The organism is Chitinophaga caseinilytica (genome assembly GCF_038396765.1).
Lineage (GTDB): Bacteria > Bacteroidota > Bacteroidia > Chitinophagales > Chitinophagaceae > Chitinophaga > Chitinophaga caseinilytica.
This window is the reverse complement of the sequence record NZ_CP150096.1, coordinates 336627-359936: the sequence shown is the minus strand read 5'-3', so window position 1 is coordinate 359936 and position 23310 is coordinate 336627. Positions and strand designations below refer to the sequence as shown.

The following is a 23310-nucleotide window of genomic DNA, read 5'->3' as shown; positions in this document are numbered from 1 at the left end:
CCGCCACTCCGGTGTAACCGTTATGCGGAACTTCAGGTGTACCCGAACTCATGTAAAAAGGCCTGCACCGGAAAGAGGGTACAAGCCTTTCAATTATATTACTGGGGATCACTTTTTCGTTTCGACAGCCGTGCCCTGCGGCGCCAATTGCACCTTATCCCCGAAACTCACCGCCGCCAGCGTAATCAGCAGCATTCCACCGAAAAGCAGCAGCATCAACCCCTCCTGCGCCCGCTTCTTCGCCACCAAAGCCGCGCCCACGGCCGTGAAGATCATATACAAAATGCCATACGCCATCTCCGCGATATGCCAGTCCGCATCCGGCCGGAAGCATGTCGGCAGCAGCTCCGGGTGATATTTGCCCGCCAGCGGCAGCAACGCCAGCATCAGCCCTCCGCCAATGCCCAAAATGAGCAGCAGCGCATGGTTCCAGGGCCGCAGCCGGAGCCGTCCCTCCACCACGCGGTGCACCTGCACCGCCGCCAGGTACGCCAACGGCAAATGCAGCAACGACGCGCTTTCCAGCGGAGCGCGCATCACGGAAAGCACCAGCAGTCCCGTCCAGAACATCGCCCACATCCACCACGACATATCCCTGTTTTCCGCCGGCTGCGCCAGGTAAATAGACCGCGTGCGTGCCGTCTGCAACCAGGTCAGCGCAAACGCCAGCACCGGGAAACAGGCCACCATGGCCAGCCAGTGAAGCGAAAATGAATTGCCGGCCGAAGCATACGGCTGGATGCGAAGCCCCGCCAGCCCGCCGCGCCAGCCCAGCCAGGCATAATACCAGCCGGCAGACACCGCGGCGATCATGACGATAAACAACAGCTGTGGCCACTTCAAACCGGTATGGAACCGCTTCCAGGTCCAGTACACCAGCCCCGTCAACGCCCAGATGACAGGCGCCACGAGCCCGGCAGACAAGGTCGCGATCCCCAAACCCACGCCCGATAAAGCCGCCGCGCGCCAGGGAAAGTGCTCCACGACAGGCGGTAAGCCAGGTAAATGGAAAGAAAAAGGAAATAATTGCCCCAGATCATCGGCGCATCGCTCCTGAACAACAGTTGCGGCAGCCAGGAGCCCACCAGGACCAGGGCCCACCACATCCCGAAACGCTCATCGTCGCGCCGCTTCCCGAGCTGGAAACAGGTGAGCACGGTCAAAATGCCCGCCAGCGCATTGGGGACGCGCGCAGCAAAAGGCCCATGGCCGAAAACCGCTTCCGCGGCGGATTGTAGCCAGCCGTACAGCGGTGCGTCCGCTCCAGGCGCAAGGCCTGTCCGGAATAAAATAGGAAAAGGAAGGAACAGCAGTGCTGCCGCCAGAACTGTCAGGATTTGCTTCATCAGTCGATATGGTTTGCCGGTCTCTCAGGCCGTTCAACGGTAATAACGCCATTTTCCCGCCGGTAGTGCCCCGGCCGGAAAAAGCTGTTACCGCATCAACCGTGCCGCAAACTCAGGCGGGCTGTTTTTTGAAGCGTTTTTGCCACTCCTTTTTCACGCGCTGGAAGAAGCGGTAGTAGAATTCCTTGTTGAAAAGCTGGCTGTCGTTCATGGCCTTGTACACCAGGAAAGCCGAAATGGGCAACAATACGATATTGGCGAGCCACATGCCGCTCCAGGAAGCCATCACTTCCCGTCGGGCCATTTTTTCGCCGGTCATGAAGAAGATGTTGAAGATGACGAAGAAGATCACCGCAAACACGAGCGGCGTTCCCAGCCCGCCTTTCCGGATGATGGAGCCCAGCGGCGCACCGATGAGGAAAAGCACCACGCAGGCCGCGGCCAGTGAGAATTTGCGCTGCCATTCCACCTTGAAAAGCGATATTTTTTCTTTATTGTCGACGTAATCTTTGGAAGAAGTGGAAAGGCTCGACTCCGATTCCCGGAGGTTCGATTCCACCCGCTCGATCACGTACCTGCGGCTGGCTTCAGGGATCGAATTGAAAAAGGTGTCTGTAGCCAGGGGCTTCACATTGGCCGCCCAGCCCGTGTCTTTCCACTTGTAGAACGGATACCGGGTGGTCACATAGGCGTTGACGGTGCGGACGATGGAGGAATCGATGCGGCGGAGCGAATCGATGCCGTAATCCAGCTGGCGGACGTTCAGCATCTGCTGGTTGCTGGCGAAAAGGTCCATCGGCAGACGGTCGAACGCGAACGTCTGGAGGTCGAACGGTTTGATGTATTTCTTGAACCCGAGCCTGATCAGCTCATTGCCTTGCTGGGCGCGGGTATTGCCGCGTTCTTCATATCGCCAGCCGTTATAGAGCGTGAAAAGGAGGAAGCGTTTATCGGCCGACAATTCCATGGTGCCTTTTTCGGCGAGGATGATGCGCGGGTTTTTATCGCCCAGGGAGTTTTCGTAGATCATCACCTGGTGGATGGTCTTGTTATCCGCTTCTTTCTTCGCTACTTTGATGGTGTACCCCGGGATATCGCCGTAAAACACGCCCTGTTTGATGTTGAAGGCGGGTTTGGAATTGGTGATATCGTAGAGGAGCGATTTGGCGCGGAGGTTGGCGATGGGGATGATGTAGTTGGCGAAAAGGAAGGCGCAGATGCCGATGCCGATGGAAAGGAAGAGCAGGGGGCGGATGAACCGCAGCAGGGAAATGCCCGCCGATTTGATGGCCACCAGCTCGAAGCTTTCGCCAAGGTTGCCGAAGGTCATGATGGAAGAAAGGAGCACGGCCAGCGGAAGCGCAAGCGGAACGAGGCTGGCGCTGGTATAGATGAGCAGCTCCATGATCACCGGCGTGTCCAGCCCTTTGCCCACGAGGTCGTCGATATACTTCCAGACGAACTGCATGATAAGCACGAACAGCGTCACGAAAAATGTGGCGATGAATGGGCCCACGAAGGTTTTGATGATCAGTTTATCGAGTTTCTTCACGAATCGGCGAATGAAAAATAAAACGGTAAAATGTAAAAAGGCCTGGTTTTCAGCTTATTTTTGAAAAGCGGCCGCACAAAGTTAATACGAATCCCGACAGGAGGAACAGCGGCCCGCCCAAAAATTGGTTAATATTTTCGGCATGGAAGACTACAGGCTTACGGAAAGTGAAATGGCACTGGCGGCAGATGCGGAGATCATTCTCACGAAAAACCGGGTGATCGAAAAGGTATATGCGATGTTCGGATCGCTGCAATCGGCCATGGAGGCGGATATGACGATCGGGGGATGGGAGCTTGAGGGGGCGCAGCCGCCGAAGATCTCGCGGGGGAGCAATACCTGGGCCTCCCGTACGTCATGCTCGACTATCCCCGTGCTTTCTCACGGAACAGCATATTCGCCTGCCGGACGTTTTTCTGGTGGGGGCGCTATTTCAGTCTCACGCTGCACCTGGCGGGGGAGGAGCTGGAGCGCCGGCGCGGCGCGCTAACGGGCATGCACGAACGGCTCGCATCCGCGGGGTGGCACGTTTGTGTGAACGACGACCCCTGGCAGCATCATTTCGGCGAAGACAACTACCGCGCAGCTTCCACGCTCACGGAGGAGCAATGGAAAGGCATCCTGCAACAGCCCTTCGTTAAAATAGCAAAACAGTGTAAGTTGACAGATTGGGAAAATATCCTGCCCGTTGCGGCGGTAGAATATGCATCGCTGCTGGGCTGGTTGGGAGGTTCCTCAGATAGTTAGTTGCCGATACGGTGGAAAAGGTCCTTGATCTGGTAATCCCAGAGCTGGCTTTGGTCCGCCACTTCTTTTTTCTCTGCGAAATCCTTGATTACCAGGATAGTCATGTTCGTTACTTCGGAGATCCGAATCCTGAATTCGAAATACTCGTTTTTGGGAGCATGTGTCCAATGTAAGCGGATAAACTCGTCTTCTTCCTGTTCCAGCACTTCTGCTTCCTCCGCGGATCCATTCCAGGAAAACGAAAAAACATTATCCCGGAAATCCACCTTGTCGGCAAACCACTCCTGCAAACCAGCAGGGGTCGACAAAAATTCATAAAGAATACTTGGGGAGCACCGCACCGGATATTCTAACTCATATTGCACTTTCTTTGACATCGCACTGTATTATTATAGAAATCAAAATCATCTGCCTGCAATTATAGAAAATTATTTATTCTATCAAAATAAATTTTGAAAAACATTTTCCCGCCTAAAGCTCTCATTTTCACGATTTATAACAAAATGGAATATAAAAATATTTAATTATGTATTTTGCGATTGAAGAAACGGTTAAACCAACCCCGTTTTCCACACCCTGACCATCATAGGTGAATCCAGTATCAGTGCCGGTTAATGCGGTATAACACGAACAGATTATTACCAACAATCGATTTTGCTTGAAAAGGATTCAATGGTTAGTAATTTTTTTGGGTCGTATCTAAAAAAAGTTATTTTTGTTGGGCATTCTTCTAAATTAACTTATTAATAACCTGTAACTGTTCCCGTGCTATGTCAATGCGCCAACTAAAAATCACGAAGTCCATCACGAATCGTGAGTCCCAGTCGCTAGAAAAGTATTTGCAGGAGATCGGCAAAGTGGATCTCATCACGCCGGAAGAAGAAGTGAACCTGGCCATCCGCATCAAGCAGGGCGACCAGCGCGCGTTGGAAAAGCTTACCAAAGCCAACCTCCGCTTCGTGGTGTCTGTAGCCAAACAGTACCAGAACCAGGGCCTTTCCCTTTCTGACCTTATCAACGAAGGCAACCTCGGCCTCATCAAAGCCGCCCAGCGGTTCGATGAAACCCGCGGTTTCAAATTCATATCATACGCCGTTTGGTGGATCCGTCAATCCATCCTCCAGGCACTCGCAGAGCAGTCGCGCATCGTGCGCCTCCCGCTCAATAAAGTAGGCCTGTCCAACAAAATCAGCAAAGCCTACTCCCAGCTCGAACAGGAATTCGAACGTGAGCCCTCGCCCGACGAGCTCGCCACCATCCTCGAAATCAACACCGAAGAAGTGGAAGCCACCCTCGGCGTTGCCGCCCGCCACGTGTCTATGGACGCTCCGTTCATCGACGGCGAAGACAATTCCCTGCTCGACGTGCTCGAGAATCCCAATGCCGTTAGTGCAGACGAGGAGCTCGATCACCACGATTCCCTCCGCCGCGAGATCGAACGCTCCCTTTCCACCCTCACCGACCGCCAGAAAGACGTGATCATGCTCTATTTCGGCATCGGCGTGGAACATCCCATGAGCCTCGAAGACATCGGCGAAAAATTCGGTCTTACCCGAGAACGCGTACGCCAGATAAAAGACAAAGCCATCACCAAACTCCGCACCACCTCCAGAAGCAAACTGCTGCGGAATTATCTCGGTGGCTGATTTTTTTCCCGCGAACGCAACAAAAACTTATTTTTGCAGTCCAAATGGTGAATATTCGAAATATTCACCATTTTGCATTTTTAAAGATCATACCAGTTTACCAATATGTTTGAATCATTATCAGAGCGGCTCGAGTCGGCCTTTAAACAACTAAAGGGCGAAGGTCGTATCTCGGAAATCAATATCGCCACTACCGTGAAAGAGATACGCCGCGCCCTGGTGGACGCGGACGTGAACTACAAGATCGCCAAAGACTTTACCGATAAAGTAAAAGACAAAGCCCTCGGCGAAAAGGTGATCACCGCCATTTCTCCCGGCCAGCTCATGGTGAAGATCGTGAAAGACGAACTGGTGGAACTGATGGGCAACACCGAAGTGGAACTGGAGCTCAAAGCCAACCCCACCGTGATCCTCATCGCCGGCCTGCAGGGTTCCGGTAAAACCACTTTCTCCGGTAAACTGGCCAATTTCCTCAAATCCAAAAAGAACAAAAAGCCCCTGCTCGTTGCAGCGGATATCTACCGTCCTGCGGCGATCGACCAGCTGCAGGTGCTCGGCGGCCAGATCGGGGTGGAAGTATATAGCGAGCCCGAAAACAAAAACGCCGTTCAGATCGCGGAAAACGCCATCAAACAGGCGAAAGCCAACGGCAACAACGTCGTGATCATCGATACCGCCGGCCGCCTCGCGGTCGATGAAGTGATGATGACCGAGGTGAGCAACGTGAAAAAGGCCGTCCAGCCCCAGGAAATCCTCTTCGTGGTGGATTCCATGACCGGCCAGGATGCGGTGAACACCGCCAAGGCCTTCAACGAAAAGCTCGATTTCTCCGGTATCGTGCTTACCAAGCTCGATGGCGACACCCGCGGCGGTGCGGCCCTCACCATCACCTACACGGTGCAGAAACCGATCAAGTTCGTGTCTATGGGCGAAAAGCTCGACACGCTCGACGTTTTCTACCCCGAACGTATGGCGCAGCGTATCCTCGGCATGGGAGACATTACCACCCTCGTGGAGCGCGCACAGGCCCAGTTCAACGAAGAACAGGCCAAAAAGCTCGAAAAGAAGATCCGCCAGAACCAGTTCGATTTCGACGACTTCAAGGAACAGCTGCAGCAGATCAAGAAAATGGGCTCCATCAAGGATTTGCTCGGGATGATCCCCGGCGTAGGCAAAGCCGTGAAAGACCTCGATATCAGCGACGATGCGTTCAAAGGCATCGAAGCCATGATCAACTCCATGACGCCCGCAGAGCGCGCCAATCCCGACCTTATCGACGGGAGCCGCCGCCGCCGCATCGCCAAGGGCGCAGGGAAGGAAATCGCCGACGTCAACCAGTTCATGAAGCAATTTGAACAAATGCGTCAGATGATGAAAATGATGAATAAGATGCCTGGAGGAGCCAAAGGGCTGAAAATGAAATAAGTAAAATAGCGGCAAAAGTGAAAAGTGAACTTTTATTTTGTAAAATTCATTTTTAGCTATACATTTGCTGCCCCAATAGAAACAATTTTTTTCACCACTCGCAAAAAATAATTCGACTTATTTATGCCAGTTAAGATCAGATTACAGAGACACGGCGCCAAGAAAAGACCTTTTTACTTTATCGTAGTGGCTGATGCCCGCGCGCCCCGTGATGGTAAATTCATTCAGAAAATCGGTACCTACAACCCGCTGACCGTACCGGCTTCTATCAACATTGACACGCAGAAAGCGCTCCGCTGGCTGCAGAAAGGTGCTCAACCCACCGACACTGTTCGTAGGATCCTGTCCTTCAAAGGCGTTCTGTACCTGAAACACCTGCTCCGTGGTGTGAAACTCGGTTTGTTCGACGAACCTACCGCTTACACCAAATTCGAGCAGTGGCAGGCTGATCACGAAGAAAAAGTGACCGCCCGCCGCGAAAGCCAGAAAAGAGTAGTACGCGCTGCCACTCCGGTAGTTCGTAAAGTTGAGGACGCAGCTCCGGCCGCTCCCGCCGCTGAAGAAGGCGAAGCACCGGCAGAAGCATAATCCGCTGTATAACACATTTCAAAAAGGGAAGATTTGCTCGCAAAGATTCCCTTTTTGCTTTTTTATCACACCTGTTCATGGCGAACTATTTCAATATCGGCAAACTGGCCGCCGTTCACGGCACCGACGGGGAATTCCTGCTGAAGCACAGTCTCGGCAAACGGTCTTCCCTTAAAGACGTGGCCGCTATTTTCATCGAAGAGCGGAAAAACAGTTTCCTGCCTTATTTCGTGCAGAAAGCCAAAGCCAAGGATGCGGAGCATATCTACGTCAAACTGGAAGGGATAGACACCCGCGAGGCCGCAAGGGCCTATTTGCAGAAAGGCGTGTATCTCCAGGAAGAAGATTTCCAGGCGCAGGCTTCCGGCCAGGCGCCCCTGAGCCTCCTGGGCTTTACGGCGCAGGACGCGGAGCATGGGGTGCTGGGAACGGTGGACGAGATCATCGAAATGCCGCACCAGCTGCTGGCCCGCGTCACCTACAAGGAAAAGGAAATGCTGCTGCCGCTGAACGAACAGACCATGTTGAAGGTAGATCGCAAGGGCAAGGTGCTCCATCTCGAACTGCCGGCCGGCCTGCTGGACATTTATTTAGGGTAACAGAAATACGTTATGCGGATAGACATCATTACCGTACAGCCCGATCTGCTGGAGAGCCCGTTCTCCCACTCGATCATGAAAAGGGCGAAAACAAAGGGCCTGCTGGAGGTAAACATCCATCAATTGCGCGATTTTTCTACCCTGAAGAACAGCCAGACCGACGACTACCAGTTCGGCGGCGGGGCAGGGATGGTGATGATGATCGAGCCGCTGGTGACCGCGATCGAATCGTTGCAAAAGGAAGTGACCTACGACGAGATCATCTATATGACGCCCGACGGGCAGCAATTCAACCAGAAAACGGCCAACCGGCTGTCGCTCAAAGGGAATCTGCTGATCATCTGCGGGCATTACAAGGGGATCGACGAGCGGGTGCGGGAGCATTTCGTGACGATGGAGATCTCGATCGGCGATTTCGTGCTGTCGGGCGGCGAACTGGCCGCAGCGGTGGTGGTGGACGCGATCGGGCGGCTGTTGCCCGGGGTGCTGAACGACGAAACTTCGGCCCTTTTCGACTCGTTCCAGGACAATATGCTGGCGCCGCCGGTGTATACCCGTCCGGAAGAGTTCCGGGGCTGGAAAGTACCTGCGGTCCTCATGAGCGGGGATCACAGGAAGATAGACGAGTGGCGGCACGACGAGGCGTTGAAGCGGACAAAAGCCCGCCGGCCGGACTTGTTGGACCATGACTGAATCAAATAAATTTTAAAAAACCGGGAAAAGGTGTTGGTTATTGGATATTCTTCCTTACCTTTGCCGTCCTAATAATAATTGAAAGATGAACGCGATTTCTTTTGTTCACGAGCAGTTGACTGCTAATAAGCAATTTCCGAAGTTTAAAGCCGGTGACAACGTTACCGTTAACTATAAGATCGTTGAAGGAAACAAGGAGCGTATCCAATCCTTCAAAGGTGATGTGGTAAAGATCCAGGGTACTGGTTTCACGGCTACTTTCACTGTTCGTAAGATTTCTGACGGGGTGGGTGTTGAAAGGCTCTTCCCGCTGTATTCTCCCAACATCGACGGCATTGTGCTGAACAAAGTTGGTAAGGTAAGAAGGGCTAAACTGTACTTCCTGCGCGAGCGTCAGGGTAAAGCTGCCCGTATCAAAGAAAAAAGGGTTTAGTATTTTATACAGGGAAATTAGTATGCGGGGATCCGGAAGGATTCCCGCTTTTTTTGTTGATAGACAGGCCGTTATGATGAGTTGTGAAGGAGACCTTAAAACTCGATTAAAGTGGGGGATAAGGGTTGCGAAAGCCCAAATAAACGTTATCTTTGTTAGCTGAACATTTATAAAAAACTGAGAAATGACTGCTATTTTCGTTAAATCACCTTTTTTACTTTTCCAGGAACTCGGTATGACTGAACTGATCCTCATCGCCGCAGTGGTATTGCTGCTTTTTGGTGGCAAAAAAATTCCCGAACTGATGCGTGGCCTTGGTAAAGGTATCCGTGAGTTCAAGGATGCAAAAGATAATGTGCGCCGCGAAGTGGAAGAAGGGATGCGTGAATCCGACGTTAAAAAACAGGCTTAATCCAAGCTCCCGCGACTAAATAGCAGGTGCAGAGCCGATTTTTGCAGAGATCTACCATTGTAAGATTTAAACTGGTTTGGGTTTGACTGAATACAGCAGTATATCGTCTTTTCAGGAGGCGTTGTATGCCGGGAGAGCGAACTGCGAGGAAACGGTACGGATGTACCTTGACCGCATTGAGCAAACCCGTCATTTAAACGCATACCTGGAAGTTTTTACGGAAGACGCCCTCCGGCAGGCGCGTTCCCTGGATGAAAAGATCCGGAAAGGGGAGCGGCCCGGTTTGCTGGCGGGCGTTGTCGTTGGCATCAAGGACGTTATTTGTTATAAGGGGCACGCCGTGAGTGCGGCGAGCCGGATTCTGGAGGGTTTTGAGTCCCTCTACAACGCCACGGCCGTGGAAAGGCTCCTGGAAGCAGGGGCTATTATCATTGGCAGGCTGAATTGCGACGAGTTCGCGATGGGGTCTACCAACGAGAATTCCGCATACGGGCCTACGCTCAATGCGCTCGACGAGACGCGCGTTCCCGGGGGCTCCTCGGGTGGTTCGGCGGTGGCGGTACAGGCGGGTTTATGCCATGTGAGCCTTGGTTCCGATACCGGGGGCTCCGTGCGCCAGCCGGCCGATTTCTGCGGCATCGTGGGCCTCAAGCCCAGCTATGGCCGCGTAAGCCGGCATGGGCTCCTGGCCTATGCTTCATCGTTCGACCAAATTGGCATTTTTGGCTCGAATATTGCAGACGTTGCCAGAGTTTTGCAAGTCATAGCCGGTCCCGATGCCTATGATAGCACGGCCTCACAAAGTGATGTGCCTGAATATCAATTAAGTACCGATCTGCACAATAAAAAGCGCAAATTCGCGTATCTAAGGGATGCCCTCCATCACGAGGGCCTGGACCCGGAAATGAGGGGAGGATTTGAAAGTTTCTTTGAACAGTTAAAGGCGGAAGGTCATACCGTAGAACCGGTTGATTTTGAATACCTTGATTTCGTGGTAGCAGCATATTATGTGCTTACTACCGCCGAAGCATCGAGTAACCTGAGCCGGTACGACGGGGTCAAATATGGCCACCGGACGCCGGAAAAGGGCATCGATCTGACCGATTTTTATCGAAAAAGCCGGTCTGAAGGCTTCGGGAAGGAGGTAAAAAAACGTATATTGCTGGGAACCTTCGTGCTGAGCGCCGGATATTACGACGCTTATTTCACGAAAGCACAGCAGGTACGAAGGCTGGTGGTGGAAAAAATGCAGGCGATTTTGCAGCGTTACGATGCCATCCTGTTGCCGACAGTACCAACGACCGCGTTCAGGATCGGGGAGAAAATGGATGACCCGATCGCGATGTACCTTGCCGATATTTATACGGTGCTGGCCAACCTCACAGGGGTTCCGGCGATTTCCGTTCCTTTAACCAGGCATTCCAACGGGATGCCATATGGCCTACAGATCATAACGAGAGAATTAGACGAGCAGAACTTGTTAGAAATTGCACAAACCATGTTGCAGATGCAACAAGTAGATACAGTTTAAAACAAACCAACGCGTATGACGAAAGTCTTTTTACTTCTATCATTGCCGGCTTTAGTGGGGAGTACCAGTGTGGTTGCCGCCAGCGTTGAGGTGAATAAGGAGATGGTGTATCCGATCCAGGATGCATCCGCCGATACCTCCGTTACCTTAAAAAAGTCCGCGCACCTGCCGAAAGACACTTCGGTGCACGGGGCTCCTGCCAGCGTTTCGGTAAAAAGAGCTGCCCAGGCTCTTCCGTCTGTTATCAGTACTCCGAAGGTGTACGAACAGATGAACAATAATTTCGTAAAGAATTATATCAACGATTATGCCACCCGTTATTCCCAACACCTCGCGGTGATGGTAGAACGGTCTGCGCCATATTTCGTGATGATCGAAAAGGTATTCCTTGACCACGGCATTCCCGAGGAAATGAAATACCTCGCCGTGATCGAATCCAGCCTCCTGCACAACGCCCGCTCCCGCGTAGGCGCCGTGGGCATGTGGCAGTTCATGAGCGGCACCGCCCGCATCTTCGGGCTCAACGTCGGTAAAAAAGTGGACGAACGGAAGGATATTTATAAATCCACCGTGGCTGCCGCCAAATACCTCAATGAGCTCTATGATCAGTTCGACGACTGGTTGCTGGTAGTTGCCGCATACAATTGCGGCGCCGGCGGCGTTCAGCGTGCACAAAGGATCAGCGGCCGGAGCGATTTCTGGGGCATCCAGTATTTCCTGCCCGCAGAGTCCCGCTCCCATGTATATAAATTCATCGCCACCGGTTATATCCTCGACAGGTTCAACACCTTCTTCGGCGTAGGCAGCAATTACACGGCCAACGTGCCTTTGCCCAACGCCAGAATGAGCACCGCCGCCGAATTCAGAAAAGCGGCTCCCCTCACCGAAGAAGATATGTTCAACACCGTTGAGTTCAACATCTCCGGCAAATACCGGCTCGAAGCCATCGCCAAAAAACTCGCGATGGAAACCGACGAACTGGAAAGGCTCAACCCCGGTTTCTCTCAAGCCCTCGCTGGAGAATCCAACAGCTACGACCTCCGCGTTCCGAAAGAGAAAATGAAACTCTTCCAGGCCGAAAAAGAAGAGATCCTCAAAGAATCCCTCCAAATGACGCTGGACGACAAGGCCGCCACCGTAGACAGAAGCAGGTTCCCTGCACCGGTGAAAAAGCCTGAGGTTAAAGCACCCGTTAAAAAGCCCGTCGTTGCCAAAAAAGCACCGGCTAAAAAACGGACCACTACCCGGAAAAAATAAATACATTTCGATATTGTAAAAGCGCCATGGCAACATGGCGCTTTTTTTGCGCAGCATGTACGTCTGCGATTGGGGAGTTTGCTTCTTAGATTGTTTTTCTGGCCCGCACTTTCATTTCGATTGTCAACCCGGGAATCAGCAATCCGTTAGCTATGTTAATGCTCCATGGGATGTTTGGTTTTTACCGTCATTCTACCCCGGCAGACGGCAGCGCATACTCCGGTGACGTGCACCTGTCGGCCGCGCATATCGACCCCGCAGACCCCGAGTTCAGCCTCAAAATCCCCGGGGGCGACCTGAGCGCCGTTCGGACGGATAATTCTACCGTTACCCTGTATTCCTACGGCATGCTCGACGTGGAGATGACCACCGCAGACGGGCAGCCACTGAAACTTAAAACCGGCAAACAAGCCCAGCTCCGTTTCCCGGTCGCGAACAGTCAACGCACCGGCGCGCCCGCTTCCATTCCCATGTGGCATTTCGACGAAGCCAAAGGTATCTGGAAAGAGGAAGGCTCCGCCACGCTCAACGGCACGGTCTACGAAGCCAGCGTGAGCCATTTCTCGACATGGAACGTGGATGTACCGGCGAAAATGGCCACCGTAAAAGGAAAGGTAACGGATGCCTGCGCGAACAACGCACCGGTAAAAGGGATGATGGTTTATTTAGGTCAAACCGCTGCGGTGACCGATGACGAGGGCAATTACACCGCGCGCGTGGTGGCCGGCATGGCGTTCGAGCTGAGCATCGGCGGCAGGTTCAGCGATGGCAGAACTTTTTCCAGGAATGTGCCCGCCTTAAACGAAGGCACTACTTCTACCCAGGACGTCAGCTTCGCCTGCGCACCAACGCTGGAAGGCCGCTTCACCTTATGTTCTGCCGCCACGCAGCTGTCTCACATTCGCCTGGAGAAAGACAATAAAGTCATCGCGGCCGTATTCTCCGACGCGCAAAATCGCTTCAGGGTGTTTGCGCCGCAGGGACAAACGGTGAACCTCACCGCATTTGGCCCCGATGGCGCGGTGGCGACAAGAATGGTGGTAATGCCGAACAGCAATACCGTTACCGACCTGGGACAAATCGAACTGTGCGCACCGACGCCGGTGGCGGCCACCGAATTCACCGTAAAACAGGGGACCCAGGAAACGCCCTTAAAACTGGAAGGCGGAAGGGCGCAGTCCGTAAATTCCGCATCCACGACCGATTGTTCGATATCGGCCGGCCAGACGACACTTTCGCTGAAATTCGGGGGCGTTGCAACCGGGGTGTACCAGAACAGCCTGGTAGTACTGAACCTGAACGGCAAAACCTATATTTCTGATAAAATACAAATCACCGTTACGAAGTACGGAGTGATGGGAGAACTGGTGGAAGGCACATTCTCCGGCGAATTGACGCTTTCCGGTGGCACCGAAAAAGTGGAGATCAAGAGCAGGAAATTCATTGTACGGCGGATATTGGGTTAAAGATTATCTCGTTTCCTTTCCCCAAACAAAAGCCCCCGAATTCCCGGGGGCTTTTGTTTGGATCGATTACGCGGCCAATTATCGTATATGCTTGACTATCGCCCTAAAACGCATGGAAATGTGGATAATGAAGTTTCTATGACGGAATTTACCGATAGGGCTGCTTTAATCAGGAAGCTTTATAAAATGTATCGTTTGTCTTACACATATGATGTGGATAAGTGGATGTGCTTTGACGGGGTAATTGCAATACCACTCAGCCTCTTGGATCGCGGGTCTGTACAGGGCTGGAAATGGTTCGTCGTTTGAAGGGTAGGATTTTGCTGTTTATCCATGATTTTACAGGTCTGGAACGGCATCCGTTGATGATAAAAAGGGGAGACTAGATAAATTTTGTGTTCATTTCAGCGGGTTGATGGGATTGTTGGATGGAGGAAAATGGCAGTTGACGGCGGATGAAGGTATTTTGTTGCCCCTGTTTAGTTTTTTCGCGCTTTTACCCTTCATCATCAGTAAAATGCTCATCAATCCCAAAATGTTAAAACCTATGCGCCGAATGCTCTTCCCGGCGCTACTTTGTGCCGCGCTCTTTTCCGCATGCAAGAAAAGCAACGAATCCGGCGGAGGCCCCGATGGTAACAGCGGTGGCATCGTTGAATTGAATGGAACGGTCGTAGACGAAAACGGTGTGCCCGTTGCCGGTGCCGCGATCAAATCGGATGCCCTGCAAACCACTACGAACGCAACCGGAAATTTCAAGCTGGGTGGTGTGAAACCGGTCGGTAGCGCGCTGGTCGTGTATTGCTCCAAAAACGGTTACCACAGCCAGACGCGCCACTTCACTGCTACCGGCGGCAACAGCGCCGGCGTACGGATCACCCTCCAAAACAGGACCACCACCCACACGCTCAACGCCGCGGCTGGAGGCACCCTTACCCTGCCCCGCGGCGCATCCGTTCAGATACCTGCCGGCGCGCTCGTTAAACCGGACGGCAGCACATACAACGGAGCGGTGGACCTCGCGATAACGCACCTCGACCCCGCCGATCCTCAATTCAGCGTCAAAATACCCGGTGGCGACCTCGCCGCCGAACGGACGGACAAGTCGGTCGTGGTGCTATATTCCTACGGTATGATCGACGTAGACATGACAACAACGGCCGGTGAAAAGCTGCAACTCAAATCCGGGAAAACATCCCTGCTTTCCTTCCCCATACCGGCCTTTCAGCAAGCAACGGCCCCCGCTACCATTCCGCTTTGGCACTTCGATGAGGCTTCCGGCGTCTGGAAGGAAGATGGAATCGCCACCCGGCAAGGCAACCGCTACGTGGGCACGGTCGGCCATTTTTCCACCTGGAACGTAGACGATCCTAAAATTTCGGCCATGGTGGAAGGATTTGTGGCCGACCCCTGCCAATCGGGTTCCCCGAAAGTGCCCGGCGCCAACGTTACGATCGGGCAGATAACCGTGCAGACCGATAAAGACGGCAAATTCAAAGCCCGCGTGCCCGCGGGCATGGCCATCACTATGAAACTGGACCCCAAACTCAACAACGGCAGAGGGGCCACAAAAGAAATCGCACCGATGGCCGCAGGCGGCTCCGTTACCCAACACATCTCCTTCCCTTGCGGGCCGCAGCTCACCGGCCGCATTACCAACTGCGAAGGCAAGCCATGGGTCGGGTTCGTGAGCATGTACCTCAACGGTGAGCTCCTCGGCAGCGCGTATACAGACGACCAGTCGCGCTTCCTGATCTTCGGCCCGAAAGGCAAAACGATCGTGCTCAAAGCGTTCGACATGGTAGGCGGCAGTTCGGAACAGACCGTAGCCATCCCTGCTGATGATTCCGGGAAGGAATTGGGGGATGTAAAAGTTTGTGCGAAAGACCAGTTGAAGCCGGCGCAATTCAAGATCAATGGCGGGGGCTACAACCAGCAGACGGTGCAGATCGGCGGAAAGGCCGGGGAGACGTTCGTGGCGCTCGGCATGTACGACGTGCATAGCCACGAGATCCTGTGCACCATGGTTGCCGGCAACCAGCAACTTTCCCTGCGCGTCGAAGCCGAAGCTGCAGGTACTTTCGAGGAAAGTGTATTGACCATGCAACTGAACGGGAAAACCTATACTTCCCAAACGATGCAGGTAAAGATCACAAAATTCGGGCAGGAAGGAGAACTGGTGCAGGGCACGTTTTCCGGCCAGGCGAAGGAGGTGAACGGAACGGCGGTAGTCAGTATCAGTGAAGGGAAGTTCGAGGTGTTGCGGATCAAAGGTTGATATACCCTTTCGAAATACCAAAGGCCCCTTCTGTTGGAAGGGGCCTTTTTCGTGGTAGTTTTTGTTATCAGGAAATGGCTTTGGCTTTGCGGCCGTGGAAATACCATCCGAAATAGTCGAGCAGAGGGCCGGTCATGAATGTGGTGGCGAGGGCCATGAGCACCAGCATCGCAAAGACCTGTGGCGTGAGGATGCCGAGATCGTAGCCGATGTTGAGCACCACCAGTTCCATGAGCCCGCGGGTGTTCATGAGGGCGCCGATGGAGAGGGATTCTTCCCAGGTTTGGCCCATGAGTTTGGCGGTGAAAGCCGATCCGGCGAATTTGCCGGCAACGGCCACGAGCATGATGACGCCGAACACGCCCCAGAGCGCGCCTTCGTTCAGCAACCCGATTTGGGTGCGCAGGCCGGTAAAGGCGAAGAAGATGGGCAGCAGGATCACCAGGCTCACGTCTTCCAGTTTATCGGTCAGCACTTGTTTGATATTGGATCCGGCCGGCATGATCACCCCGGCGAGGAAGGCGCCGAACAGCAGGTGGATGCCGATCACTTCGGCGATATAACCGGCGATGAGCAGCACGAAGAAACCCAGCGCCACTTTGGTTTTGTTGCCCTGCAGCGTGCTCATCCGGCGTTTGAGCCAGGGGCGCACGAGGTACAGCATACCAAATACGAAAACGATGGCCAGGGCGATGGTAACCAAAGCGCTGGCGATGCCGCCGGCTTTGGCGATGGCTACCACGATGGCCAGGATGCACCAGGCCGTGATATCGTCTGCCGCAGCGCAGGTAATGGCCATGGCGCCCAGTGGCGTTCCCGTGAGGTTGCGCTCCTGCACGATGCGCGCCAGCACGGGGAAGGCGGTAACGCTCATGGCGATACCCATGAACAGCGCGAAGCTGAGAAACCCAACATTGGCCGGCGCGAACTGGCTGAACGTAAAGTAAGCCAGGCAAACGCCCAGGAAGAAGGGGATCACGATGCTGGCGTGGCTGATCATGACGGCGTCGTGCGCTTTTTGGCGGATTTTATTAATATCCAGTTCCATGCCCACGATGAACATGAAAAAGGCGAGGCCGATCTGGCTGAGGAACTGTAGCGGCGGCAGCGAGGATTTGGGGAAGAGGGCGGCCATGGCGTCTGGGGCCAGGAGCCCGAACAGCGAAGGACCCAGCACAATACCGGCGATAATTTCACCGACAACGGCCGGCTGCCCGATTTTCCGCGCCATGAACCCGAACGCGCGGGTGGCGCAAAGAATGACGATGATTTGCAGCAGGAGCATGCTCAACGGATGCTGGACGTGATGTAGCAGGTCGGTTACGAGGCTTCCGTTCGCAGACGCGGGGGCTGCAGCGGGAGGGACCGGTTGCAGAATGGGCGTTGTTATGTTGGTTGCATGCGGGAGATGCTGGCCGCGCGAAATGATGAACCAGATCATCACACCGAAAATTCCGATGATAATGGGGTAAAGCAGGTGCCGTTTTTGCATGGAGGCGATACTTTTTGAGGTTGACAAGATACAAAACCGTTCAGAAATATGCACGTTAAGTCTGACCTGCCGGCCTTTTCCGGCGATGGACCGGCGGGCCGGATGTTCTTTGGCGGGTAAACTGGTTTCCGGGGAATTTGACAGGCTGCAGCCCTGGCTGTTCCGGATTGGCTGAAATGGGCGGTTTTTTGCGGGGAAGCGATGCCGGCCAGCGGTCCAGCAGCGGAAGTGTGCGACGCAACGGCGGACCGGCGGCGGACAACTGCCGGCTTCCACACCCTCCGCCACTCGGATGAAAAATGTTTGACAGATGATAAACGACTGGTTATGATTGGATTGTGATGGATGAACGCCGCAATTCCCGGACGACCGGCATACGTCAAACAGCGTTGTGAAGGAAAACGCGCGTTTCGTATTTTTGCAGGATGACAGCTGAAAAACTGCGTGTAGACAAATATCTCTGGTCGATCAGGGTGTTCAAAACCCGCTCGGCCGCCGCCGCAGCGTGCGATGCGGGCAGGGTGAAACTGAATGGCGTATCCATCAAAGCCGCCAGGGCCGTGAATATCGGCGATGAATTCGAGGTGCGTGGAGACGCGCGCAAATGGAAAGTGAAGGTGACGGGCTTGCTCGCCAACCGCCAGGCGTATTCGGAAGCGATCAAATATTACATCGACCTCACCCCGGAAGAAGACCTGGACCCCAACAAGCGCGTGGTTTCCAGCTTCGATACCGGCAAACGGCAGAGCAAAATCGGGCGCCCCACGAAGAAAGAACGCCGCGACCTCGACGATTTTATGCAGGAAGATTAATTTCTTATTATTTTCGCACATTCAATTTACCCGATACAATGGCTAAACAAAGCGACGTACTCAGCGCGGACTTTCTCGTAAAAACAGCGCAGGAATTCGGCACCCCGGTGTATATCTATCACGCCGAGAAGATCAAAACCCAGTATGAAAAGCTGAAGACCGCCTTCAGCAAGGCCGATGCGCGCTTTTTCTACGCCTGCAAGGCGCTGACGAACATCAACGTGCTTCGTTACATCAACTCCATCGGCTGCGGGCTCGACACCGTGAGCATCCAGGAAGTGCAGTTGGGGCTGAAAGCCGGTTTCGATCCGAAAAACATCATTTTTACGCCCAACTGCGTGGATCTCAGCGAGATCATCGCGGCCAAGGAACTGGGCGTGAACCTCAATATCGACAACATTTCCATCCTGGAGCAGTTCGGCAACCAGTTCGGCGACAGCTATCCCATCTGCATCCGGCTGAACCCGCACATCATGGCGGGCGGCAACTTCAAGATATCGACCGGGCACGTAGACAGCAAGTTCGGCATTTCGATCCACCAGATGCGCCACATCGAGCGGATCAGTGAAAAGCACGAAACTGAAGGTGACGGGCCTCCACATGCACACGGGCTCCGAGATCAAGGACGTAGACGTGTTCCTGCGCGGTGTGGAGATCATGTTCGAAATGACCGAGCATTTCCCCGACCTGGAGTTCATTGACCTCGGCAGCGGGTTCAAAGTGGCTTACCAGCAGGGCGATCCGGAAACGGACATCGATCTGCTCGGACGCAAGCTGAGCGAGGCTTTCAACAAGTTCGCCAAGTCGTACAAACGGCCCCTGCAGCTCTGGTTCGAACCGGGGAAATTCCTCGTGAGCCAGTGCGGTTACTTCGTCGTAAAGGCCAATGTGATCAAACAGACCACGGCCACCGTGTTCGCAGGCGTGAACAGCGGCTTCAACCACCTGATCCGCCCCATGTTCTACGACTCTTTCCACCTCATCAAAAATATCTCCAACCCGAAAGGCACGGAGCGTATCTATACCGTTGTGGGCAATATCTGCGAAACGGACACTTTCGGCTGGGACCGCAAGATCGCCGAAGTGCGCGAAGGCGATTTCCTGGTGTTTTACAACGCCGGCGCCTATGGTTTCGAGATGTCCAGCAACTTTAACTCCCGCCTGAAACCCGCCGAAGTGCTGGTGAAAGACGGGAAGGCCCACCTCATCCGCCGGCGCGATACGATCGACGACCTGCTGAAGAACCAGGTGGAAATCTCCCTGTAAATAATATGCAATCACCCCTGCGCGACGAACTTCAGGCCCGAGGCTACACGGAGCTGGCCGCTTTCCGGATAAGCGAGCTGCTGGTGCCCGTGAAGGACGGCATGCGCAGGGGTTCCCTTTTCTACTGGCTCCTCATGGCCGCCTCCGTGCTGGGCGGCATTGGGATCGTGGCCGCCTATATCCTTTCCCGCGAGGCGGGCGAGCTGTCGCGCGGGGGATTCCTCGGCCGGCTGACCCTTGGCATAGCGGCCGTTTTCCTCCTCATTCCCATCCATGAACTGATCCACGGGCTATTGTTCCGGCTGTTCGGCGCCCGCGATGTGCGGTATGGCGTGGTCTGGAAAAAGCTCATGTTTTACGCCGTGGCCCACAATTTTGCCGTGAATTACCGGCAGTTCCTCGTGGTAGCTTTGGGGCCTTTCGTCATCCTTTCCGCCGCCATGGGCGTGGCTGCCTGGCTGGCGCCCCCGGATTGGCGGGCTTTTTTCACCGGGATGTACGTTTTCCATACCATCTGCTGCATGGGCGATTTCGGGCTTTGCGGCTATATGCACCGCTTCCGGAAACAGCAGCCCCTCACCTTCGACGACGCCGATGCCCGGATTTCGTATTTTTACGTAACTTTGCCCTAGCAACTATTCCCCCCAGACATTCTGTTATCCTGCACTGTCGCTGTTAGCCATAAAGGTTTAGAAAATTATGAAGATACTTACCGCAAACCGGGATCAGCTGATAGAGGAACACCTGATTGAGAGCCATATCTCTTTCGTCCCTTTCGTGCGCTTCATGAAAGACAAGGCGCAAAAGGCCAAGGGGGCCAGGGCTGCATTCTTCTCCGAGATCGTAAGGCATTTCGAAAGCAATCCCGAACTGGGCCAGCCCCTCGCCAGCGATGTGGACGTTGCCAAATACCAGGAATACCTGGACCTCGTGACCGCCACCGTGTTTCCCGTCACCATAGACGATACCCGCGATATTTTCGGCATCGGCGTGCCGTATCGCTTCGCCATATTTTATTATTCGGACAAGTTCCAGCAGATTTTTTCGGACGATGGAAAAGAACTGCTGGCCATGCCCAAAGGGATGTCTCCCGAAAAGATCCGCCGCGACAAGCTTTCCTGGCTCTACAAACTGATCCTGGAACGCTGGTACAACCTCCAGATCAATTACGATACAGACATCGTGCATCCCATTTCCTTTAACGGCGAAGGGCTCACGCAATATATAAAAGTGAATATCGATCCGCGGTTCGTGGACGTAAGGCTGAAAGGTGAATTGCCGAAGCTGGATTGCGGGAACATCTGCGCGGGCGACTTCCGGGCGCAAGACCTTTCCGTGCTGCAGCAGCTCGTTCCGCTGGACGCATTTGCGCTGGAAGGGTTCGTGATCTGGACGATCCAGGACGTGACGCGGGATTATGTGGTGAACGGCCTGAAGAGCCTCATCCTCAACATCCGGAAAGACAATGAGCTGAAAACCTACACCCAGGCGCGTGAGTACCTCAAAACACTGGCGGGCCGGGTAGACCTGAACGTTCATCTCGTTCCGTTCCTGAAAGTCAACAACCGCAGCGTCCTCGAAACAACGTACGTTTCGCAGAGCATCATTTTCAGCAGCGCGAGAAGCGAACAGGAGCGGTTGTCGCTCAACGATCAGCTCATGACCTTCCTCAAGGCCAACCCCTTGCCGCTGGTGCTTCCTGAAGTGACGCGGCAGTCGGTGGAGCTGTATCCTTTCCTCAAATATTTACCGCTGCACGGCATCAAGAGTTTCATCCTCTTCCCGATCCAGCATGAAAATAACCTGCTTGGCATGCTCGAGCTGGCCACTTCCGAATCTACGCCGCTGGATTTCGAAATTCTCGCCAACCTGCAGCCCGTCTACGCGTTGGGCTCCATGTTGCTCCGCCGCAGCGTGGAGCTGGCCAACGAGCGGATCAACGAAGTGATCAAAGACCAGTTCACCGCCCTGCAACCCGCGGTGGAATGGAAGTTCACCGATGCGGCCTGGGAGTATCTCCACACACCGAAAGGCGTGAAACAGAAAGATATCGGTAACATCCTGTTCGAAGACGTGTACCCGCTGTATGGCGCCGTAGATATCCGGAACAGTTCGGTGGAAAGGGGAACGGCCATCCGCGACGACCTTCGCGAGCAACTGCAGCTCATCCAGAAAACGTTCAAAAGCATCAACGGCAGTTTGCACTTGCCGCTGCTGGAAGAACTGCAATACAAGAACAACCGGATGCTCAGCGGCATGCACGACACGCTGTTCGCGGAAGACGAAGTGAAGATCAACGAATTCCTCGACCACGAGATCGCTCCCACCTTCCGGCACCTGTACGATAGCGAGGATGCCCTCAAACCCTTGCTCAACGAATACTTCACGAAAATCGACAAGCATACGGGCCACATCTACCATCACCGGAGGGAGTACGAGGAAAGCCTGCGCGAAATCAATTCCGTCATCAATAACTTCCTGGAAAAGGAAAAAGACGAATTGCAGCAATCCTATCCCTGCTACTTCGAAAAATACCGGACAGATGGCGTGGAGTATAATATTTACATCGGGCAGTCGATAGCACCAGAGCGCAAATTCGACATGATGTACCTCCGGAACCTTCGGCTGTGGCAGCTTTCATCGATGGCGAAGATCGCGCGGCTCACGCACGACCTGGCGCCTTCGCTCACGTTGCCGCTGCAAACCACGCAATTGATCCTCGCGCATTCCAACCCCATCGCCATCAGTTTCCGGAAAGACGAACGGCGGTTCGATGTGGAAGGGGCGTACAATATGCGGTATGAAATCATGAAGAAACGGATCGACAAGGTGCGGATCAAAGATACCAACGAGCGCCTCACACAGCCCGGCAAGATCGCCATCGTATATTCTTATACCCGCGAAGCGGAAGAATATCGTAAATTCATCGACTTCCTCATCGACAAAGACGTGCTGCTCCGCGATGTGGAAATGCTCGATCTGGAAGAGCTTCAGGGCGTAAGCGGCCTCAAGGCTATCCGGCTCACGGTGAACATGGGCCGCGCTTTGCCGTCGCCGGCCCCGTCAGAAAACGTCAATTAAAGATTGCCATAATACGAAAAAAGGGCTGACCGCTTTGGTCAGCCCTTGTCGTTTGTGCCTATTCTTCCGGCGGCGGAGGAGGAATGACAGCACCGCTGAAAGTTTTCGAGAACGGGTAATTCCCCACGAATTCGGAAGATGTGCTCCCGGGGATTTTCGGCCGTTTCGTGACAGACATGTTGCCGGTAACCTGGCCGGTGTAACTCAACCCGATCGGATAAGCCTTTTGTACGGTAACGCTTGTGATCGAAGCGGTAACGTCGAAAATCCAGGCGGTGTCGGTCGTGGCCTGCCAATGGGTGATGGCGCCGCTGATCGAGAGATTGTTCACATCCGGCTGCATCAATCCATTCGCTTTCACGCGGCTGCATTCTCCAAGTACGGTGTAATCGTATTGGATGTACACGTTGCCGCCGGAAGTGGCGAGGGTTTTGAGATTGACGTAACCGTAAGCGGTGCCCTGGCCCAGATACTCATAGTTTGAGACATTGGAAAGTGCGTTCACATTGGGTTTCAGCTTTTCATTGTTCAGTGCTGCATTGTCTTTCGAACATGCTGCGGCGATAAACAGTATCGCCGCGAGGGGAAACAGTTTTTTCTCATCATACAAATTGGGATTGGGTTTAAACGGTTAGTAATATAACGAATATTGAACATTTGTATGACGGAATCATTGGCATGATAAA

23 protein-coding genes are annotated in these 23310 nt (G+C 53.8%); 17 read left to right on the top strand and 6 right to left on the bottom strand.

Going from position 1 to position 23310, the window contains the following annotated elements:
- Positions 1 to 108: 108 nt before the first annotated feature.
- The 3 genes from WJU22_RS01475 to WJU22_RS01465 all read right to left on the bottom strand — a co-directional run bounded on the left by WJU22_RS01475 (position 109) and on the right by WJU22_RS01465 (position 2898).
- Positions 109 to 984: a hypothetical protein gene (locus tag WJU22_RS01475; protein ID WP_341841529.1), complete on the bottom strand. Its 876-nt coding sequence runs from the start codon at positions 982 to 984 to the stop codon at positions 109 to 111.
- On the bottom strand, positions 885 to 1346 hold the full coding sequence (locus WJU22_RS01470) for a glycosyltransferase family 39 protein (protein WP_341841528.1): 462 nt from the start codon (positions 1344 to 1346) through the stop codon (positions 885 to 887). Before WJU22_RS01470 ends, WJU22_RS01475 begins: the two co-directional genes overlap by 100 nt.
- A gap of 112 nt (positions 1347 to 1458) precedes the next feature.
- Complete coding sequence (locus WJU22_RS01465) at positions 1459 to 2898, bottom strand: LptF/LptG family permease (protein ID WP_341841527.1); 1440 nt, start codon at positions 2896 to 2898, stop codon at positions 1459 to 1461.
- Positions 2899 to 3255: 357 nt separating this feature from the next.
- Between WJU22_RS01465 and WJU22_RS01460 the strand changes: the two genes are divergently transcribed.
- Positions 3256 to 3645 (top strand): hypothetical protein, encoded by a 390-nt coding sequence (locus WJU22_RS01460; RefSeq protein WP_341841526.1) that lies wholly within the window; start codon positions 3256 to 3258, stop codon positions 3643 to 3645.
- Here the strand turns inward: WJU22_RS01460 and WJU22_RS01455 are convergent.
- Positions 3642 to 4022 (bottom strand): START-like domain-containing protein, encoded by a 381-nt coding sequence (locus WJU22_RS01455; protein ID WP_126244096.1) that lies wholly within the window; start codon positions 4020 to 4022, stop codon positions 3642 to 3644. The genes WJU22_RS01460 and WJU22_RS01455 overlap by 4 nt on opposite strands.
- 393 nt (positions 4023 to 4415) lie before the next feature.
- Between WJU22_RS01455 and WJU22_RS01450 the strand changes: the two genes are divergently transcribed.
- From WJU22_RS01450 to WJU22_RS01400, 11 genes are all read left to right on the top strand, one after another.
- Entirely contained in the window at positions 4416 to 5291 is an 876-nt protein-coding gene (locus WJU22_RS01450; protein ID WP_206614510.1) for a sigma-70 family RNA polymerase sigma factor, read from the top strand.
- Positions 5292 to 5396: 105 nt separating this feature from the next.
- Positions 5397 to 6716 carry a signal recognition particle protein gene (gene ffh, locus WJU22_RS01445; protein ID WP_126244095.1) on the top strand — a complete coding sequence of 440 codons (1320 nt, stop codon included), beginning with the start codon at positions 5397 to 5399 and terminating at the stop codon, positions 6714 to 6716.
- Positions 6717 to 6902: 186 nt separating this feature from the next.
- On the top strand, positions 6903 to 7304 hold the full coding sequence (gene rpsP / locus WJU22_RS27230; RefSeq protein ID WP_423737310.1) for a 30S ribosomal protein S16: 402 nt from the start codon (positions 6903 to 6905) through the stop codon (positions 7302 to 7304).
- Between the two features lie 77 nt (positions 7305 to 7381).
- A complete protein-coding gene (gene rimM / locus WJU22_RS01435) occupies positions 7382 to 7903 on the top strand; it encodes a ribosome maturation factor RimM (protein ID WP_341841525.1) in 522 nt (173 codons plus the stop codon).
- Between the two features lie 12 nt (positions 7904 to 7915).
- Positions 7916 to 8596: a tRNA (guanosine(37)-N1)-methyltransferase TrmD gene (gene trmD, locus WJU22_RS01430; protein WP_126244092.1), complete on the top strand. Its 681-nt coding sequence runs from the start codon at positions 7916 to 7918 to the stop codon at positions 8594 to 8596.
- An 85-nt stretch (positions 8597 to 8681) separates the two neighbouring features.
- The gene (gene rplS / locus WJU22_RS01425; RefSeq protein ID WP_126244091.1) at positions 8682 to 9029 is read left to right on the top strand and encodes a 50S ribosomal protein L19; all 348 of its coding nucleotides are present in this window, start codon (positions 8682 to 8684) and stop codon (positions 9027 to 9029) included.
- Between the two features lie 184 nt (positions 9030 to 9213).
- Positions 9214 to 9441, top strand: a complete 228-nt coding sequence (locus tag WJU22_RS01420; protein ID WP_126244090.1) for a Sec-independent protein translocase subunit TatA/TatB — start codon at positions 9214 to 9216, stop codon at positions 9439 to 9441.
- 82 nt (positions 9442 to 9523) lie between these two features.
- Positions 9524 to 10972: an Asp-tRNA(Asn)/Glu-tRNA(Gln) amidotransferase subunit GatA gene (gene gatA, locus WJU22_RS01415; protein WP_341841524.1), complete on the top strand. Its 1449-nt coding sequence runs from the start codon at positions 9524 to 9526 to the stop codon at positions 10970 to 10972.
- A 15-nt stretch (positions 10973 to 10987) separates the two neighbouring features.
- Positions 10988 to 12229, top strand: a complete 1242-nt coding sequence (locus WJU22_RS01410) for a lytic transglycosylase domain-containing protein (RefSeq protein WP_341841523.1) — start codon at positions 10988 to 10990, stop codon at positions 12227 to 12229.
- A gap of 152 nt (positions 12230 to 12381) precedes the next feature.
- Positions 12382 to 13695: a carboxypeptidase-like regulatory domain-containing protein gene (locus WJU22_RS01405; protein ID WP_341841522.1), complete on the top strand. Its 1314-nt coding sequence runs from the start codon at positions 12382 to 12384 to the stop codon at positions 13693 to 13695.
- Positions 13696 to 14242: 547 nt separating this feature from the next.
- Positions 14243 to 15973: a carboxypeptidase-like regulatory domain-containing protein gene (locus WJU22_RS01400; protein WP_341841521.1), complete on the top strand. Its 1731-nt coding sequence runs from the start codon at positions 14243 to 14245 to the stop codon at positions 15971 to 15973.
- A 67-nt stretch (positions 15974 to 16040) separates the two neighbouring features.
- Here WJU22_RS01400 and WJU22_RS01395 read toward each other — a convergent pair whose 3' ends face one another.
- Positions 16041 to 17465: a cation:proton antiporter gene (locus WJU22_RS01395; RefSeq protein WP_341841520.1), complete on the bottom strand. Its 1425-nt coding sequence runs from the start codon at positions 17463 to 17465 to the stop codon at positions 16041 to 16043.
- 425 nt (positions 17466 to 17890) lie between these two features.
- Between WJU22_RS01395 and WJU22_RS01390 the strand changes: the two genes are divergently transcribed.
- From WJU22_RS01390 to WJU22_RS01370, 5 genes are all read left to right on the top strand, one after another.
- Entirely contained in the window at positions 17891 to 18277 is a 387-nt protein-coding gene (locus WJU22_RS01390; RefSeq protein ID WP_341841519.1) for an RNA-binding S4 domain-containing protein, read from the top strand.
- 38 nt (positions 18278 to 18315) lie between these two features.
- Entirely contained in the window at positions 18316 to 18978 is a 663-nt protein-coding gene (locus WJU22_RS01385) for a hypothetical protein (RefSeq protein ID WP_341841518.1), read from the top strand.
- On the top strand, positions 18878 to 19543 hold the full coding sequence (locus WJU22_RS01380) for a hypothetical protein (protein WP_341843749.1): 666 nt from the start codon (positions 18878 to 18880) through the stop codon (positions 19541 to 19543). The genes WJU22_RS01385 and WJU22_RS01380 overlap by 101 nt, the downstream gene beginning before the upstream one ends.
- A 5-nt stretch (positions 19544 to 19548) precedes the next feature.
- On the top strand, positions 19549 to 20175 hold the full coding sequence (locus WJU22_RS01375; protein WP_341841517.1) for a DUF3267 domain-containing protein: 627 nt from the start codon (positions 19549 to 19551) through the stop codon (positions 20173 to 20175).
- 67 nt (positions 20176 to 20242) lie between these two features.
- The gene (locus WJU22_RS01370; protein ID WP_341841516.1) at positions 20243 to 22624 is read left to right on the top strand and encodes a hypothetical protein; all 2382 of its coding nucleotides are present in this window, start codon (positions 20243 to 20245) and stop codon (positions 22622 to 22624) included.
- A gap of 58 nt (positions 22625 to 22682) precedes the next feature.
- Here WJU22_RS01370 and WJU22_RS01365 read toward each other — a convergent pair whose 3' ends face one another.
- On the bottom strand, positions 22683 to 23234 hold the full coding sequence (locus WJU22_RS01365; protein WP_341841515.1) for a hypothetical protein: 552 nt from the start codon (positions 23232 to 23234) through the stop codon (positions 22683 to 22685).
- Positions 23235 to 23310 lie beyond the last annotated feature (76 nt).